The organism is Candidatus Accumulibacter meliphilus (assembly GCF_036625345.1).
GTDB lineage: Bacteria > Pseudomonadota > Gammaproteobacteria > Burkholderiales > Rhodocyclaceae > Accumulibacter > Accumulibacter meliphilus.
In genome coordinates this window covers 15,304-33,841 of record NZ_JAZKTZ010000014.1, presented here as the reverse complement: position 1 = coordinate 33,841, position 18,538 = coordinate 15,304, and the positions used below count along the sequence as shown (strand labels likewise).

General features: G+C 60.1%; 13 protein-coding genes and 1 pseudogene. All 14 read right to left on the bottom strand.

Annotated elements, in window-relative coordinates:
- Positions 1 to 3: 3 nt before the first annotated feature.
- Positions 4 to 1,482 (bottom strand): TIGR03016 family PEP-CTERM system-associated outer membrane protein, encoded by a 1,479-nt coding sequence (locus V5B40_RS21935; protein WP_332356549.1) that lies wholly within the window; start codon positions 1,480 to 1,482, stop codon positions 4 to 6.
- Positions 1,483 to 1,603: 121 nt separating this feature from the next.
- Positions 1,604 to 2,579: pseudogene (locus V5B40_RS21930) on the bottom strand (XrtA-associated tyrosine autokinase).
- A 9-nt stretch (positions 2,580 to 2,588) separates the two neighbouring features.
- Positions 2,589 to 4,151, bottom strand: coding sequence for an XrtA system polysaccharide chain length determinant (locus V5B40_RS21925; protein ID WP_332356547.1), 1,563 nt, complete (start codon positions 4,149 to 4,151; stop codon positions 2,589 to 2,591).
- 112 nt (positions 4,152 to 4,263) lie between these two features.
- Positions 4,264 to 4,896, bottom strand: coding sequence for an XrtA/PEP-CTERM system exopolysaccharide export protein (locus V5B40_RS21920; protein ID WP_332356546.1), 633 nt, complete (start codon positions 4,894 to 4,896; stop codon positions 4,264 to 4,266).
- Between the two features lie 145 nt (positions 4,897 to 5,041).
- Positions 5,042 to 5,362, bottom strand: coding sequence for a hypothetical protein (locus V5B40_RS21915; RefSeq protein ID WP_332356545.1), 321 nt, complete (start codon positions 5,360 to 5,362; stop codon positions 5,042 to 5,044).
- Positions 5,363 to 5,711: 349 nt separating this feature from the next.
- Entirely contained in the window at positions 5,712 to 6,479 is a 768-nt protein-coding gene (locus V5B40_RS21910) for a 3',5'-cyclic-nucleotide phosphodiesterase (protein ID WP_332356544.1), read from the bottom strand.
- Between the two features lie 93 nt (positions 6,480 to 6,572).
- Positions 6,573 to 7,262: an FHA domain-containing protein gene (locus V5B40_RS21905; protein ID WP_332356543.1), complete on the bottom strand. Its 690-nt coding sequence runs from the start codon at positions 7,260 to 7,262 to the stop codon at positions 6,573 to 6,575.
- A 14-nt stretch (positions 7,263 to 7,276) separates the two neighbouring features.
- Entirely contained in the window at positions 7,277 to 8,077 is an 801-nt protein-coding gene (locus tag V5B40_RS21900; protein ID WP_332356594.1) for a Stp1/IreP family PP2C-type Ser/Thr phosphatase, read from the bottom strand.
- A gap of 148 nt (positions 8,078 to 8,225) precedes the next feature.
- Complete coding sequence (locus V5B40_RS21895; protein WP_332356542.1) at positions 8,226 to 9,185, bottom strand: ornithine cyclodeaminase family protein; 960 nt, start codon at positions 9,183 to 9,185, stop codon at positions 8,226 to 8,228.
- Between the two features lie 209 nt (positions 9,186 to 9,394).
- Complete coding sequence (gene sucD, locus V5B40_RS21890) at positions 9,395 to 10,288, bottom strand: succinate--CoA ligase subunit alpha (RefSeq protein ID WP_332356541.1); 894 nt, start codon at positions 10,286 to 10,288, stop codon at positions 9,395 to 9,397.
- Between the two features lie 9 nt (positions 10,289 to 10,297).
- A complete protein-coding gene (gene sucC, locus V5B40_RS21885) occupies positions 10,298 to 11,458 on the bottom strand; it encodes an ADP-forming succinate--CoA ligase subunit beta (protein ID WP_291997746.1) in 1,161 nt (386 codons plus the stop codon).
- Positions 11,459 to 11,542: 84 nt separating this feature from the next.
- A complete protein-coding gene (locus V5B40_RS21880; protein ID WP_332356540.1) occupies positions 11,543 to 12,094 on the bottom strand; it encodes a DUF2889 domain-containing protein in 552 nt (183 codons plus the stop codon).
- Between the two features lie 194 nt (positions 12,095 to 12,288).
- Positions 12,289 to 16,962: an NAD-glutamate dehydrogenase gene (locus tag V5B40_RS21875; RefSeq protein WP_332356539.1), complete on the bottom strand. Its 4,674-nt coding sequence runs from the start codon at positions 16,960 to 16,962 to the stop codon at positions 12,289 to 12,291.
- Between the two features lie 345 nt (positions 16,963 to 17,307).
- Positions 17,308 to 18,339 carry a glutamate/aspartate ABC transporter substrate-binding protein gene (locus tag V5B40_RS21870; RefSeq protein WP_332356538.1) on the bottom strand — a complete coding sequence of 344 codons (1,032 nt, stop codon included), beginning with the start codon at positions 18,337 to 18,339 and terminating at the stop codon, positions 17,308 to 17,310.
- Between the last annotated feature and the right edge of the window lie 199 nt (positions 18,340 to 18,538).

Genomic DNA, 18,538 nt, shown 5'->3' with positions numbered 1-18,538 from the left:
CGATCAAAAACTATGGAAGAGTGCAGCGGTCAGCGCACTCTCTGTGTAACTGCTTACACCACTGGAAATCACCCGACGCGCACCGACATTGGCGCCGGTATTCGGCCCAAGACGGGTAGAAAACACCAGATTCGCATACTGCGTTTCGGTTTCAGGCGAACCGGCCGTATAGCCCGTACTCCGTTGTTGGCTGAGAGAAAGGGACAACGATGACAAACCTGTGAGCTTATGCCCCCAGGAAATGCCAACGCCTTGCTGAAGCACCCTGTCCGGAAGCGAAAAATCGTCGGTCACACCGTTGACCAGGCCCAAAGGCTGTTGCTCACTGCGCGTCGCCGTCAGCGTGACCGTATTTCGAACACCCAGCATGGCGAATGAGAGCTGCTGCAACTCCTGTACTTGCTGGCGATCCGTCAGGTAACCATTGACCACCGTACCATCCGCCGGTAGCCCTCTGCTTTGCAGAGACTCGGTCGTCTGCGCCGCGATCTCGCTGGGAGAGAGCTCGGGATTACTTGCCGCGATGAGCGCATAGCTGGCGTCGTAGTTACTGCCCAGCCCTGTATTCGAGACCCCTGACGGCTGCGATGTAACATTCCTGCTGGCCAGAAAAGTCACCAAGGAACGGCGCATGCGGTGACGGAAATTGACGTCGTAACCTGTTCCGAAGAAACGGTTTTGGACCGTCGCAGCAAGTTGGGTGCGCAAATCGGGTGTCCAGTCGACACCGAAACCGCGAGTGTAGTTGGTCTCCTGATCCAGACTGACATAGTCATTCGATTCGCGCCCGCCAAGAAGAGAGACCTGAAACTGCGGACTGAAGCGGTACGACAGGGTAATTCCATATTGCGATCCATCGGTGTCGCGGCCACGCGAATAGGTGTTTTGCACGTGGCTCGCATCGAGCGCCCAGCTGATGTGACTCCAGCGTGTCGTACCATCGAGAACACCGGTCCACTCACTGACGTCGTAGTCCGAGGCCAGGTTTGACCGCGAGCTTGTCGTGGCCCGGCGGTAGCGTACGAGGTAATCCACCCACCCCAGCATGGTGCCCCGGACGTACGGCGACAGGGAGTAGTTGGAGGTCTCGGTTTGGTTGTTATTGACGTTGGCCGTGCTCGGCGAAGCGGCACCGAAAGCTGACAGATACTGCTGCGAGATGGTCCCCGTGGCATCGATGAAGAAGAAGTCCTCAACGGCCTCAAGCGCGCCGATGGCCAGCAGGGAATTCTGTCCATTCCTTTGGTTGCTCTCCCTGAGATAGAGTTGCTCGGTATAACCGTAGGCCAGACGCAGCTTGGCGCGACTACCCTCGCCTTTGATTGAGATGCCAGGCGTAATGCCGGTCACCAGATCGCCCGTCTTGTCCGACGATGAAGAGAGGTAGAGGTTATCTGTCAAGGTCTCCATGACCTGAATCGACGGCTGTATCGTCCAGTTCGCTGCCTGCGCCGGTGTGGCGGCGCAGGCCAGGGCGATCACCAGCGGCGAAACCAAGCCCGGGCGCCGAAGCGCACGCCGACCCCAGGCGAGTAAAGCGTCACCATCAAGAGCAAGCGTCTGTCGCCTCTGGCCATGTGCGACGCACGCAGCCGGGCCTTGCTCAAGCACTGTCTGAACCATAACCGTACCCATAACCATAACCATAACCATAGCCATAGCCGTAGCCATCCATCCTGGCTGCTAGCGCGCGCCTGGTTGAGCAGCATCAGCTTTACCGGGCACGACTCAATGGCAGCCAGGGCGTGCTTGACGTCTCTGCAAGCCGTGCTTTCTGCCTTCACGACCACCACCACCTGCCCCATGTGGGTAGCCAGCACTCGCGATTCGGTGGTCATCAACAGCGGTGGCGAGTCAAAGATGATGATCCGATCCGGATAGCGGTTAGCCATCTCATCGAGCAGGTCGATCATCCCGCCGCTGGCCAGGAGCTCGGTCGCCCGCGCGTGCTGCGTACCGCTCGGCAAAATAGTCAGTGTTTCGACATTGGTCTTCATCAACACCTGCGAGAGATCAACCGCGTCGTCGGTCAACACGTCGAGCAGGCCGCGCGATGGCGGCAAACCAAGCATCTTGAGCACCGAAGGCTTCGGCACGTCGGCATCAACCAACATCACGGTGTTGTCCATCTCCATGGCGATGCTCATCGCCAGATTGATCGCCGAAAAACTCTTGCCTTCACCGGCAACCGCGCTGGTGACCATGATCAGGTTGCCGCGCTTGACCGGCGTGGCACCCTTACCCATGGCGTTGGCAATCAAGGGCCGTTTGATCACCCGATACTGATCGGCAATCTGCGAGCGCGGCGCATCCGGGCTGATCAGACCGCTGGATGCCAGCGCATTCAGGTCGATTTCGATACGCCGCGAAGCCGGCACATTCGCTAGCGGAGCCTTGCTTGTCGACATCTCGGCACGCTGACGTTTGAGGTCCGCAACCGCCTCGACTCGCGCTACAGCCGCAGCCTCGGCCTGGGCGGCCAAAGGCAATGGCTCGGCATTGGCGAAGGAGTCGCTGCGTTCCACACCCGCGTTGCGCAGCTGTGCCAGACGCGTCGCCGCTTGTTCAATGAGGCTCATCGCTTTTCCTCAGGCAGTACGGACGGAAAAAAGGAACAAGGCAAGAAGCCCCGCAGCATAGGCACCGACCAGCGAAATACAGGCCGCAGAAAAACGGATCAGATCGCGGCGCTGGCTACGCTTCGTTGTTTCATTGGTAAGCAGGGACACCGTCCCCAGAAGAGGCAGGCTGCAGGCTTCCCGCAGGGTGCGCGAATCGAAGAACGTCGGCCGAAGCTGACTGGCGGCAAAGGTCACAGTCACGCCAGCAGCCAGGGCAAGAAGCAGCGTCAGCGGCAGGAACAGGCTACGATTCGGCGCGACCGGCTTCGGTGAAACACGCGGCGGGTCGATCAGTCGGAAATCAACCCCGACGGTGTTAGTGATCTCGCTACCCATGTTGGCCGACTCACGACGCTGAACCAGTTGCTCGTAGTTTTTCTTGTTGATCTCGTAGTCACGGTTGAGTTGGGCAAACTCTGCCTCGATCTGCGGCATCAGCTTGACCGCCTCTTGCATGCGGTCGTAGCGCGCCTGATACTCCGCGACGCGGGTCTGCAGGGCGGCAATGGTCGCCTCGGCCTCGGATACCGAAATTGCCAGTTGCTGGTGCACCGGATTGGTCGACATCGGCGTTGAGGGGCTCGACGCTGCCGCCAGACGCCGGGCCTTGATCTGCTCCCGTTTCTGCTCTTCGAGCTCCTTGATCAGGCGTCGGGCACTGAGGACATCCGGGTGCTTTTCTGTAAACCGCTGCAGCATGGCGTCGAGATTGCGCTGCATGGCGTCCAGTCGGCTGTCGATCTCGGGGATCGACACTCCGGAGATGTTTTCCTGCACTGCTGGGGCAGGGACGAGTGACGGCTCGTCGCCGAGGAGATGGCGGGTGAGCGCTTCGTGGGACTGTTCGGCCTCACGCAAAGCGAGTTTGCTCTGCTCGAGAAGCCTGCCCGCCTCGCTCATCTGAGTGAAGTGGTCCTTGCCCTCGGTACTCTGGGTTTCCAGGTTGCGCAACTTGAACTCCTTCAGCCTGGCCTCCGCCTCGCGGAGCTTTTTTTCGTAGATCGTGATTTGTTCGTCGATGAATCTGCGCGCCGATTCCGAGTCCTTGCGGGCGTCACCGAGGTTCGATTCGACAAAAATCGAGACCAACGATTGCACCACGCGCTTCGCATGCTCTGGCTGCGTGTCGCGATAGTTGATGTTATAGATATTGTCGCGCGAGGTATTGGCAATCTTGAGCGACGCCATCAGCTTCTCTACCAGCGCGTCGCGCTCGGCCCTCGACTCGACTCCGAGGTCGAGATCTGCCATGCGGATCAGCTTTTCCACATTGGGCCGGGTGATCAGCGTGCGGCTCAGCATCATCACCTGCTGGTCGATATTGGGTTGCGTAACCAGCCCGGACATCAGCGGGCGCAGGATCGTCTGGGTATCGACGAAAACGCGCGCCGAAGCCTCGTACTTGTCGGGTATCGCCAGCACCGCCGTCACACTCGCCAGAGCAACGATCCAGGCGACGATGACCCCCAGCCAACGACGCTTCCACATGCCGAGCAATATTGTTGTCGCTTGTCGAAGCAGTTCATCCATCGGATTCAGACTCTATCGGTATCGGTTTGACGAGTGTCGGCGAGATTGCGAAAGTCACCGGCAGCGGAGGAAACATGTCAAGGCAGGCATCAACGGACATCCCAGGTCATCATCAGAACCAGCTCTGAGGAATGATCAGCACATCGCCAGGCTTGACATCAACGTTGGCCGAAATATCGCCCCGGCGGATCAGATCCGTTAGGCGAACGGCGTACTGTTTATTGTCGTCGGACGCGCGTAGCAAGGTCGCGCTGTTGCCATCGGCAAAATCGGTCAAGCCGCCGACCGCAATCATCACGTCAAGCAGCGTCATCTTCTGGCGATATGGGAGGGCCTGCGGCTTCGATGCTTCTCCAACGACGCGAATCTGCTCGCTCTGGCTGCCGACAAAACCGGTGACCACGACCGTCACCACCGGATCGCGAATGAAGACACCGAGCGCCTTCTCCATATCACGCGCCAGCGTCGTCGGGGCCTTGCCCATCGCCGGCATATCCTCGATCAAGGGACCGGCAATCATCCCGTCAGGGCGTACGGGAACCGACATGGAAAGCTCGGGGTTGCGCCAGACGATGATATTCACGTTGTCGCCAGGCCCGATAAGGTAGCGATAATCCGGTGAAGCGGCGACCTCCGGGGCGGGCGGAAAGTCGGACGACGCGCAGCCAACGGCAAGTGCGCCGACGGCGCCCAACACAAGCCAACGCAATGCAGCGCCAACAACATGATGCAAGCGTGAAACCATGACCCTCTCCTTTTATAGCCGCCGGCCTGGAAGCGGAATGCGGCAAATCCCCACGACATTGCGCTGACGGGTATCGTAAAGCGCGCCACAGTATAGTTGAATTGTCCCGAGCCGCGAAAGCCTCGCGCCCGGCCAGCATTGCCTGTTACTTCTGGTCCACGTTCGCGTGCCACAGCTCCTCGGTAACGCGGCGCAGACCGCCGCCACGCCTCATGCCCGCACCATGACAACGACCGCAGGCGGTGGTGCTGCCTGGCGGCAGGCAGCGCTCAAGCTGTTGATCGTCGCAAAGCCCCTGCGACGGAAGGAGAATACTTGCTTCAGTGCGCTCAACAAGTGGAATAACGCACAGTTCGCGGCATTTCTTTAGGGTCCGCGCGCACAAAAAGATGGGGAATTCTATAACACTCTGATATATATCGACAAAAATCGCCGGATTTCGCTCGCCCCGCAGCCAGGCGGTCATCACAGCTTGAGACACCTCTGACCATGAAAATCACGCATCCGACTTTGCATGCTCACGGCCGCCACAACAACGAGCAGGAGCTTGCGACAAGCGCCGTCATCGAGGAGCATTGACGTTGCCGAGCACCGCCCACAACCGGCCTTGGCGAGAAGCGCCCGTAAAGCCAGCAACTGGCGCCCGCCAAGAGGGAATCAGCGCGGCGCGCCGACCTCCGCCACGAAAGGCCCGCATTCCCTGCCCATTACGCAGGCGCAAGAACCACTTCTGCTTGACGATATCATCCCCGCAGCCGCCCGATTCACAGCAAGCCATTTGCCAGTCGCCGCCGGCTGTTGAGAACCTCAGAACATCAGAATTCGAAAATCTGATTGTTCTGCAGCCTCGTTGGCCGGAAGTCGCTGGCGCAGGCTTGGATTTCAGCCATGGTCAATTCGGCCTGGCCGGGCTTGAGATGGCTAATATAAATCTCCGGCTTGATCGTCAGTTTGTGCAACTCGTCGGCGAGCATGTTCGGGCAAAGGTGTTTGGAAATCTCGGCCAGCCTCTGTTCGCGGTTTGCGAAGGCCGTTTCGATCAACAGATAGCGTAGATTGGCAATGCGGTTGACCACCGGCCAGAAGGAATCATTGACCGTTGTATCACCGGTAAACACCAGACTGCCCGACCCCGAGTCAAGCTGATAACCCACCGCAGGAACAGTATGCTCGGCGGGCAACGCGGTAATCGTTCGCTCTCCGAGGCGGACCGAGCGCCCAAGATCGATCGTCTGGTATTGCATGACTGCGTTCTCACGACTCGGGATAACGCTGAAATCAGGCCAGATGGCCCAGTTGAAAATGTGCTTGGCAATGATCGCCAGGGTTGCCGCCGTCGCATAGACCCGCAGCGGTTTCTCGCGCAGATCGCTGACCGAATCGATCAGCAGGGGCAGCGAAGCGATATGATCGAGATGCGAGTGGGTCAGAAAGACATGATCGATGCCGGCCAGCTGCGCACGCGACAGGTCCGCGACGCCGGTTCCCGCGTCGACGAGGATGTCGTCGTCGACCAGCATTGACGTGGTTCGTAAATGGCAGCCGCCAATTCCACCGCTACAGCCCAGAATCCTGACTTTCATGAGCGCTCCGCTGCACCCTCCGTGCTCGGTTCTGCCGCCTGGCTGCCAGCGTGAGGGCGCCAGGCGCTCCACGCAAGCAGCCAACGACACCCGTCAGGCCTTGATAAAGAATTCCATTCGCACGCCGGCAATTTCGAGCACATCATGGTCTTCGAGACGATGCGCCTGTGCGCCAAGCGCCTGCCCGTTCACGGTCGGAAAGCTGGCGCCCTCGACGTGTGTCAGAAAGTAGCCATGCGGCCGCCTGGCAATCACGGCGACCTGCAAGCCAGGCTTGCCCAGCGTGGTCAGGGTCTTGGTGAGCAGCAGTTCGCGGCCAGCGTTGGAGCCGCTGAGCAACTGGATGGCGGCAGCAGGAGTGGCTGCGCCGAGCACTGCAGCGACCGGCCGTCCCGCGGCAGCAACCATCGAATCGCCGAGCGTGGCCACATCGGGCAGCCGCCCTGAGCGAAACAGCATGCTTTTGTCGTAGTCTGCCGTTTCGCCAGGAGCCACCGCTGCGACAAGGTATTTCATCTTGTACTTGCCCAGTTCGATGACATCGCCGTCCTTGAGGAAATGCTTCTTGACCGACTGGCCATTGACCAAAGTGCCGTTGGTACTGTTCAGATCCTCAAGGAAAGAGTCGTTGAGAATGGTCACCACCGCTGCATGTTCACCGCTGATTGCCATGTTGTCGATCTGGATGTCGTTGTGCCCCTTGCGGCCAATACTCATGCGCTCCTTGAGCAGCGGGATTTCCTTTAGTACCAGACCATCCATGCTGAGAATGAGCTTTGCCATCGCCTGTTTCGTCCTTATTTAAACCACGACCAGAGCTTCGCCCAGCGCCCCGGAGCAGCTGGAAACTCGCGCAAGACCTTGATCACCACTACCGAAATATTGTCGTCCCCACCGTTGTCGTTGGCGAGCTGTAGCAACTGCGTGGCAGCGAGTTCAAGATTGGCGCCAAACCTCTCCAGCAAGTTCTGAATCTCACCCTTGTCGAGCATGTCGTAGAGGCCGTCGGAGCACAGCAGGTAAACATCGCCCGGGTAAACCGAGTGCCAATGCATCTCTGTCTCCACCTCTGGGTCGACGCCAACGGCACGCGTCACCAGATTGCGGTTGACCGAGTAGCGCGCTTCTTCGGCCGAGATTTCACCGCAGTCGAGTTGTTCCTGCAGAAAGGAGTGATCGTGCGTCAAAGCAACGAACTCCTCGCCGCGTAGGCGATACAGGCGCGAGTCACCAATATGCGCAACCACCATCTGGTCGTCGCAAAAGACAGCGGCAACCAAGGTAGTACCCATGCCGCCGAAGCGCGACTGACCCTCAGCGGCACTATAGATGGCCGCGTTGACCACGGTGACCTGTTCAAGCAGCGCTCGCTCGGCAAACAATTGCCCCGTGTCAGGATCAGCGGTATGCGCCGCGCAGGCCTTGAATGCTCGTGCTAGCCCGCTCGACAGGAGTTCCGTCGCCATGCTGCTGGCTACTTCACCCGCCTGGTAGCCACCCATGCCGTCGGCCAGGATTGCCAGGCCCAGTTCAGCGTCGGCAAAAACCGAATCTTCGTTCTGTCCCCGCACCAGTCCAGGGTCGGTGCGCGTAGCCATTTCCAGCGCACCCAAGAGACTGTTTGTCACGTCTTCTCCCCATAACCACTGCTCAGCATGCCAACGCGGCTACACTTCACTCACCGCTCGTGCTGCGAGAAACGCTTCGAGCGCTCAGGCGCTCCCGAGCACAGACATTGTGCCAACACTAGCCTCCAAAAGGCAATTCGAGACCCAGACCACGCTCACGTGCAAGCGCCTCGATACGGACGGCGAGCGCCAGATCCTGAACGGCCATGCCCTGTGATTCGAAGAGCGTGATCTCGGCAGCCGTCGAACGTCCCAGATGCCGACCACAGATCACGTCCCCGAGTTCGACCAGGGAACGCGCCTGTAGGCGCCCTTTCTCGAACAAGGGCAAGAGGTCTCCGGCTTCAAGAAGTGCCGTCTGAACACTGTCAACGATGATCGGCGAACAACGCTTCAGAACATCTTCGCCGATTTCGCGGCGGATCAGCGAATTGGAGCCAGCGCCATTGATGTGCGTTCCGGGCGATAGCCACTCGGCGTCGAATAGCGGCGTCGATGCGGTGGTGATGGTACTGACAATATCGCTACCGCGCACCACCGCTTCGGGCGACACCGCCGCGACGACTTCGATACCGAGACGGTCTGCCATGCGCGTGCAGAATTCAGCCAGCCGATCGGCGCGACGGGCGTACACTTTGACGAGTCGCAACTGGCGCACGGCGGCAATCGCCTCGATATGTCCCTCCGCCTGCCAGCCGGCACCAAAGATACCCGCGACCTGCGCATCGCCTCGGGCCAGAAAGCGGGTGGCAACGCCGGCCGCGGCAGCGGTACGCATCATACCCAGGCGGTCAGCCTCGATCACCGCCCGCAGGCGGCCGGTCGAGGCCTGGAACAGGTGGACCAGAAAGCGCACGCCCGAGCGGTTGCTGGTATAGGCTTTGTAGCCAATGGCGTCGAGCTGCGGCAAGGCCCCCTGCAGGATATGCAGCGTCGTCTGCGGCAGGCGCGTCCTCTGCCGCGGCACATCGCAGGCCGCCGTGGTCGAAAGCTGGCGGTGCGCAGCCTCGACCGCCGCCAACGCCAGCGGCATGGTCAACAGCTGCTCAACCTCTTTTTCAGTCAGGAACAGGGCCATTTTGTTCTCACATCGGTAACACGCGTAATACTGGCAATTTGACGCTGCGCAGGCTCGTCTTGCCCGCAACATCAAACTAGCAGAAAGCCTGCAGCGCCGATTCTACCGGGAAATGGCCTGCACCAATCAGCACAAGGCAATCGCCAAGAAAAAAGGCAGACCGCAGTCTGCCTTTTTTTCTTGGCTGGACTTCCGCCAGATGGCTGTGCCTAGATCAGCTTCTTGATTAGCTTGCCCATTTCCGACGGATCGCGGGTCACCGTGAAGCCGCACTCTTCCATGATCGCGAGCTTGGCGTCAGCGGTATCTGCGCCGCCGGAGATCAGCGCACCAGCGTGTCCCATGCGCTTGCCTGCAGGAGCGGTAACGCCGGCGATGAAGCCAACGATCGGCTTCTTCATGTTCGCCTTGCACCACACGGCAGCGTCGGCTTCGTCGGGACCGCCGATTTCACCGATCATGATCACCGCATCGGTATCAGGATCGTCGTTGAACAGACGCATGATGTCGATGTGCTTGAGACCGTTGATCGGATCACCACCGGTACCCACGGCGGTGGTCTGACCCAGACCGATTTCGGTCAGCTGTGCAACGGCCTCGTAGGTCAGCGTGCCGGAACGCGAAACAACGCCGATGCGACCCTTGCGGTGGATGTGACCGGGCATGATACCGATCTTGACTTCATCCGGGGTGATCACGCCAGGGCAGTTCGGACCAAGCAACAGGGTCTTCTTGCCGCCGGCGGCTTCACGTTTCTTCATCCGGTTGCGAACCATCAGCATGTCGCGGACCGGAATGCCTTCGGTAATGCAGACCACCAGATCAAGGTCGGCTTCGACAGCTTCCCAGATCGCGGCCGCCGCACCTGGCGGCGGTACGTAGATCACCGAAACAGTGGCGCCGGTCTCGGCAGCAGCGTCCTTGACCGTGCCAAAGATCGGGATACCCATCAGGCTCTCGCCGGCTTTCTTGGGGTTGACGCCGGCGACGAAGCAATTCTTGCCGTTGGCGTACTCCTGGCACTTCTCGGTGTGGAACTGCCCGGTTTTGCCGGTCATGCCCTGGGTGATGATTTTGGTGTCTTTGTTGATCAGAATCGACATGTTGGCTCCTTACTTGACCGCAGCAACGATCTTGGTGGCGGCATCAGCCATTGAATCCGCAGTGATGATTGGCAGACCGGAATCGCTCAGGATCTTCTTGCCGATATCTTCGTTGGTTCCCTTCATGCGCACCACCAGCGGAACCGCGATGTGTGTTTCCCTGGCTGCCGCAACGACGCCCGTGGCGATCGTGTCGCAGCGCATGATGCCACCGAAGATGTTGACCAGAATTCCCTTGACCTTGGGATTCTTGAGCATGATCTGGAACGCCGAGGTGACTTTTTCGGTGGTTGCACCACCACCAACGTCGAGAAAGTTGGCGGGCTCGGCACCGAAGAGCTTGATGGTATCCATGGTCGCCATGGCCAGACCCGCACCGTTCACCAGGCAGCCGATATTGCCGTCAAGCGAAATGTACGAAAGATCGTGCTTGGATGCCTCGAGCTCGTCAGGGTCCTCTTCGTCGAGATCGCGGAAAGCCATGATCTCGGGCTGCCGATAGAGGGCATTGGAGTCGAAGTTGAATTTGGCGTCGATGGCCTTGATGTTGCCATCACCTTCCAGAATCAGCGGATTGATCTCGGCCAGCGAGGCGTCGGTTTCCATGTAGCACTTGAAGAGCCCCTGCAGCGCGTTGACAGCGCTGTCGACCGATGCGGCGGGAACGCCAATGCCCGTGGCGAGTTCAGCTGCCTGCTTGGCGCTCAAACCTTCCTCTGGGTCGACGAACACCTTGAGAATTTTCTCGGGGGTATCGTGAGCGACCTTCTCGATATCCATACCGCCTTCGGAAGAAGCCATTATCGCCACCGTCTGCGTTGTACGATCGGTCAGCGCGGCAACGTAGTACTCCTTGCGGATGTCGGCACCCTCTTCGATCAGCAGGCGGCGGACTTTCTGGCCGACCGGACCGGTCTGGTGCGTCACCAACTGCATGCCGAGAATCTGGCCGGCAAACTCGCGGACTTCGTCCAGCGACTTGGCGACCTTCACACCACCGCCTTTACCACGACCGCCAGCGTGAATCTGGGCTTTGACGACCCAGAGATTGCCTCCCAGGGATTCGGCTGCCTTGACCGCTTCATCGACGGATTGGCAGAAGACCCCGCGCGGAACGGCAACGCCGAATTTCTTCAGGAGTTGCTTACCCTGATATTCGTGAATTTTCATGCGCTTTCCTTGCTTGAGTTAAGGTTGCGAAGTGTAACCAGTGTAACGAGTGGAACGAAAGTAACGAACCGCAGGCAGAACATCCTACCCGGGCTTCTGACCACGGTACCAGCGCGGGTAATAGCGCCGAACCGCGTCCGAATGCGACTCCAGGGCGTGGCAACGATCAAGCTGATAGGGCTTATGCCCGCTATCGTCGTTGTCGCGCACATCACTGGCGAAGGTCTGCAGCGCCGCGGTCGGCAAGAAGCTCACCAGCTCGCTGATATGCGAGCACCCACGCGTGCTACGGAATAGATTCTTGACTGCCGTCCGGAAGCCATGAAAGAGATTTAGGCCGATCAGCTGCGAGTAATCGGGAGCAATCTGATCGCAATATCCGCTATACGGCATCGCATCGATACAGGCCACCGCCTCCAGGATATTCATCTGGGCATCAATGGCCACCCGCACCGAGATGTCGTGCACCGCTTCGCCCCGCTTGCGCAGGCCCGACGACAGCGGATAGTCGTGATCCTTGACGTCCACCAGTCGTGCCTCGATATCCCAACAACCATCATTACGCTTGTAGCCGTCGAGCTGGACGCTGCGGACATGCATACGGGTGCGTTCGGCAGTGGGTGCGGGCAGCGGCATCAAGGATCCTGAGGGGATTTGCGAGCCCGTGAAGGCCTCGCAGCGGGCAAGCAATTCTACACCAAAACCCTTCCCGGGTCGCGGCGCAATTCATAATTATGGCCGCCAGAACGGTGCATGGACCCCGTTGCCGGGCAAGCAAGGCACAGGCAGGCGCTCCCGCAACACGCACGGGAGCACCTGCCTCGATCGCTTCAGGAAGCCAGCAGGCGCCTGGCTTCTGCCAGACCCGCCGAGAGCATGGCCAGATCCTGCGGCACGTTGCTCTTCAGTTCGTCAATCACGGCACTCGCCTGCTCGGTAGGCTGCATGCAGCCGCCCAACACCTGCTGCAAGAGCTGCTGGCGCAGAGCGGTCAACTCGGCCGAGAGCTGAGCACGTGCCCGTGCCTGCCAGCGGTTGCCGGCAGGAAGTCGATTAATCGCAGCACCCAGCCAGTCCAGGTCGAGCTTCTCGGCCAGTTCGCGGAGTGCGCCGGCAACCTGAGCCAAGGGGAAGGCACAGGCACGCGCAAGATTCACCAACTCGAACGCGGCGACGATCTGCGCACGTGCTTCGAGCAATGCTGTAAGGCCCTGCGCCCCGCTCCCGGCGGCTCGAACACTGTCCATGCAGTTGACGACCGCCGGCCGGTACTCGGCAACCATTTCGCCGATCGAAGCGCCGCCGACATGCTGCGTCACCATCAGCCGTGTCGCGGCGCCGGTCATCGTCCGCAACTCGACCATCAGGGCCATCTGCACAGCCGCGTCGACTGCCAGGTCCAGGGACTCGACCTCACGCCATAGTGCTTCAGTATCGAGCACACTGCTGGCGGCGTACCAGGCGCCGGCGACCTGCGCCGGTGAAGCGCCGGTCTCGTCACTGACTTCCATGACGAAGATCGTCCCCATTCGGTTAACCAGACGATTGACCAGCTGGGTGGTGATGATGTCACGCTTCAAGGGGTGCGCCGGCAGCAAATCGCTGCACTGTCCGAGCACAGCGGCAGGGAAGTAGTTCACCAGCAACTCGTAAACATCCTTGTTGTCGGGCAGCTCCGAAGCCAGAATGGCTTCCTTCAGCGTGATCTTGGCATAGGCCAGGAGAACCGAGAGCTCCGGTGCACTGAGACCCCGCCCTTGCTGCGCACGCTCGGCCAGGCGCTTGTCGTCAGGCAATGACTCGATGGCGCGGCGCAAAGCACCTTTGGCTTCCAGAGTGCGGATGAAACGTCCGTGCGCTTCGATCAGCTCAACGCCCGCCGCCGCTTCAAGCGCAATCGCCTGCGTCTGCTGATAGTTGTCGGCCAGCACCAGGCGCCCGACCTCGTCGGTCATCGAGGCGAGCAGGGTGTCGCGCTGCTTGCCGGTCACGTCACCACGACTGATCAGGCCGGCGAGCAGGATCTTGATGTTGACCTCGTGGTCGGAGCAGTCCACCCCCGCCGAGTTGTCGATGGCGTCGGTGAAAATGCGGCCGCCGTGCAGCGCGAACTCGATACGGCCGGGCTGAGTCAGCCCGAGGTTGCCGCCTTCACCAATCACCCGCGCCTGCAGTTGGCTGGCATCGACCCGCAAAACGTCGTTACCACGATCATTGGCTTCCTGATGACTCTCGCTACTGGCCTTGACGTAGGTCCCGATACCACCGTTGTAAAGCAGATCGACCGGTGCCTGCAGGATGATCTTGATCAACTCGTGCGGAGGCAGCTGGATCGCTGCAGTACCCAGCCACGAACGCACTTCTGGCGAAAGCGGAATGGCCTTGGCGCTGCGCGACCAGATGCCGCCGCCCGTGGAAATCAGTGCCGGGTCGTAGTCCGCCCACGACGAACGCGGCAGCGCGAACAGCCGCTGCCGCTCGGCGTAGCTCGGCGCCGGATCCGGATTCGGATCGAGGAACAGGTGGCGGTGATCGAAAGCGGCAATCAGCCTGATTTGTGGCGAGAGCAACATGCCATTGCCAAAGACGTCTCCCGACATGTCGCCAATGCCGACGACCGTGAACGGCTGCGTTTGCGTATCCAGGCCCAGCTCCCGGAAATGCCGTTTAACCGCTTCCCAGGCGCCGCGGGCGGTGATACCCATTTTCTTGTGGTCGTAACCGACCGAACCGCCCGAGGCGAAAGCATCACCAAGCCAGAAGCCGTACTCGATGGCGATGCCGTTGGCGATGTCCGAAAAGGTCGCTGTCCCCTTGTCGGCGGCGACCACCAGGTAGGCGTCATCACCGTCACGACGGCGCACGCCGCGTGGCGGAACGACCTGGCCGTCCACCAGGTTGTCGGTCAGATCGAGCAGACCGCGGATGAAAGTCGAATAGCAGGCAATCCCTTCGGCCTGGAAAGCTTCCCGGTCGCTGGCCGGTGGCGGCCGCTTGCAGACGAAGCCACCTTTCGAACCCAGCGGAACGATCACCGCGTTCTTGACCATCTGGGCCTTGACCAGACCAAGCACCTCGGTACGGAAGTCTTCCATCCGGTCGGACCAGCGCAAACCGCCGCGCGCCACCCGCGCACCGCGCAGGTGCACCCCTTCGACGCGATCGCTATAGACAAAAATCTCGTAGAGCGGCGTCGGCTCGGGCAGGAAGGGGATATCGCGCGACGAAAGCTTCAGGGACAGGTAGTCGCGAGCTTTTCCGTCGATGGCCGACTGATAGGCATTGGTGCGCAGGGTGGCTTCGATGACCGTCTGCATGGCGGCGAGAATGCGATCGTCGTTGGGATTGCTGACCTGCAGCAAGGCCGCGTTCAGTTCTTCGGAAATGGCTTTCGCACGCGCATCGTCGGCGGCCGGCGAAAACAGCGCTTCGAAGAGCTCGACCAGACCACGGGTAATGCTGAAATGCGTTGCCAGACATTGCTCAATGTAAGCCTGGCTGAAGGGCAGACCGGCCTGCAGCAGATAGCGTCGGTAGGCGCGCAGAATGCCGATCTGCCGGCCGTTGAGGCCGGCGAGCAGAACCAGCCGGTTGAAGCCGTCGTTCTCGGCCTCGTCGCGGAGCAGGCTTTCGAGCAATTCGACAAAGGCTCGCCGCGTGCTGTCGTCATCGAGTGCCGCCGGGTCAGGTAGCTGGACAGCGAAATCTGCGACGTGCAGATCACTCTGTGGCAACTTGAACGGTTGCTCCGAAAGCACCGTCAGCCCCAGGTTTTCGAGAATGGGCAGGATCGCCGACAGCGGCCGCGGGCGACCGCGGCGGAACAGTTTCACGTGCTGGTGCGAGCCATCGTCGCCTTGCGCGGCATTAAGCTTCACTTCGACCCGGCCGCTGCTTTCGGCCGCTTCCAGACGCTCCAGGTCGGACACCGCAGAAGCGGGCGTGACACGCTCCTGATAGAACTGCGGCAATTCGGAACCGTAGCGGCGCAAGAGGGCATTACCCCGCTCCTCGCCATAATGCCCGATGAGATTGTGTTTCAGTTCGTCGGCCCAGCCACGAACGATGCGCGCAACCTGTCTCTCGATGGCCTCGGCATCGTAGTCGTAGGTGGTGCCAAGCGGGGTGTGGACGATGAAGTGGATGCGCGCCAGCCGCGATTCGCCGAGCATGATAAAGAAATCGACACTTTCGGCGACCAAGGTTTCATTCAGCAACGCCGAGATTCGTTTGCGCAAGCGGGTGTCGAAATGATCGCGCGGCATGTACACCATCACCGACACGTAGCGCCCCCAGGCGTCGTTACGCATGAACACGCGCACCTGCTCGCGTTCGTGCAGCGAAACGATGCCATGCGCAGCGGCCATCAGGTCGCCGTGCGCGATCTCGATCAACTCATCGCGGGGATAGGTTTCGAGGACATTGAGCAGGGTTTTTTCGCGGTGACTGCGCGGGATAAAGCCGATGGCCTCCCTGACTGCAGAAATCTTGCGGCGCAGGATCGGAATGTCGGTTGCCGCCACGTGATAGACATGCGCCGTGTACAGACCGACCAGAGCACGCAGGCCGATGACCTGGCCGGCAGCGTCATAACGCTTGACGCCGATGAAGTCGAGGTAGGCCGCACGGTGAACAGTCGAACGCGCGTCGGTCTTGACCAGGATCAGCGGCGAGGGATCTCCGGCCAGCGCCGCGACGGCACCCTGAAATCCGGCCAGGCAATGGCCAAAACCCTGGTGGTCGGCGTGACGAAGGATACCGAGTCCGCTGTCCGCAACACGCGCGAGCGTGCCGCTTTCCGGACTGACGAGGTAGTCGGCATAACCGAGAAAGACGAAATTGTTGACCCCGATCCAGTGCAGATAAGCCCCGGCTTCATCGCACTCGGGACCGGGAATGGTGATCATCTCGTCGTATGCTTGTTGCATGCAGCTCTGCATGGCGGCGACATCTTCGACCGCCGCGCGCACATCGAGGAGACCGCTGGCGATCTCCTGGCGCAACTGTTCGAGCAGCTGAGCGTCGCCAACGCGGTCGATCTCGAGGTGAATCCACGATTCCGGCTGGCTGCCGGTGGCACCGCGCGGCAGAGTGTGTTGCAACAGCCCCTCGGCGTTTCGCTCGGTGGCCAGCAGGGGATGCAGCAAGCGATGGATGACCAGACCATGCCGGTACACGACCATGGTGATCGAATCGACCAGGAAGGGCATGTCATCGGTCACGACATCGATCACCGTGTGCGGTGAGTGCCAGCCGTGGCGGTCAAAATCCGGGGTGTACAGAGCGACAATCGCTTTTTCCGGCGGTCGCGCTTCGCCCAGGCGAAAATGCTGCACGGCCGCACCGAGAAGCTCTTCCGGGCTGGCGTCACTGACGTCGCTCAGCTCACCATCTCCGAAGTAGCATTCGAGGTACTCGTCGATGCGCGCGGGCAGATTCTGCTGCTCGGCGATCTCGCGCAGGTTGCGCCGCAGATTGAGGATGGATTCATTGGTCAATACCATGCCGCTCTCCTATTTTTCTTTATTTATCTAATGCTACTCGGCTCGCCTTGACCGGACGTCAGAAAAGGCAATCTACGCCTGAACTGTGCAACAGACCACGTTAGCCTCGCACTTCTGCGGCGCGGCAGACACTGCTCCCGTGCGCAAAAACAGCCGGGCACCAAACGAAAGCATGGTGCCGCCAGGGGCGAGGATCAGGATATTCGGCTTTTCGGCCGCAAGTGACGCAGCACTGAGAACGAGCAACGAAACGACCGAAGCAGACACATGAAAGCGCTTTGTTCAACATGGGCTTTTCCTTCAGTTGCGATTCCGAGGAGCGTACGGCCCCCGGGCGATGCGCCTTTAATCGAAAGCTTTATCGTTGGGCGCCTTGTAAAGTTCCTTCATGGCATCGGACAGCGGGAAGTTGAGGTTCAGACCTTTCGGCGGAATCGGCTGCAGGAACCATCTGGCGTAAATCTTCTCCGCCTCTCCCGAGGTCATCGCCGTGGTCAGCGCGCGATCGACGACCTCCTTGAAGGGCAAGTCATCCTTGGGCAGAATACAGCCGTAGGCCTCGAACGATTGTGGCGTGCCGACCACTGCCCAGTCCTCGGGCTTCTTGGCCTTGGCCAATTCCCCGTACAGCAGTGCGTCATCCATCATGAACGCGGCCGCGCGCCGCGTTTCGAGGATCAGGAAGGCCTCGCCGTGATCCCTGGCGGCGATGATACTCATGTTCATTTTCTTGCTGTCGTTCATCTCGCGCAGTAAACGTTCCGAGGTCGTTCCCTTGGTGGTGACCACGTTCTTGCCCGACAGGTCAGGAAAGTCCAGGACTCCGGAATCCCTGTTGGTCAGAAGACGCGTACCGATGATGAAAATCGTCGTCGAGAAGCTGACCTTTTTCTGGCGTTTGCTGTTGTTGGTGGTCGAACCACATTCGATGTCGACCAAGCCGTCCGCGACCATTTCCAGGCGGTTCGACGAGTTAACAGGCACCAACTTGATATCGATCGTGGCCATCTTCAAGTCGGCCTTGATCGCCTCGACCACCTTCAGCATCAGCTCCTGTGAATAGCCGATGACCTGCCGCTCGCCGTCATAGTATGAGAAGGGAATCGAGGCTGCTCGATGCCCGAGCGAAATCACGCCGCTATCCTTGATTTTCTTCAGCATCCCCGCCAGCTCGCGGGGCTGCGCCTGCGCCTTGGGCTGGGCCTTGGACTTGCTCTGTGCCTGGGACTTTACCTGTGCCTGAGACTTGCTCTGCGCCTCGGCCATGGCGGGGGAAGACAGCAATACAGTCGCCAAAGCTACTGCGAAAAGTAGGCCGTTTGAATTTCCAATCACCTTCATGTCTCGCTCAAATCCCCTTCCGCTCCAGCCAAACAAATTTCTCTTCGGGCCTATTCCCAGTGAAATCATTGTGGCACGACTTGCGCCGGGATCCTAGCGTTGCTCAGGTCGTCGAAGCGTCAGCAGATTGCCCAACAGACGCCGGCTAGGCGTAGCGACACGTCCTCTGCTGCGTAGCCGAGAAGGCGACGACTGCTTGGCGAACAGTACAGAAGACTTACAATTCCTTCCGTAC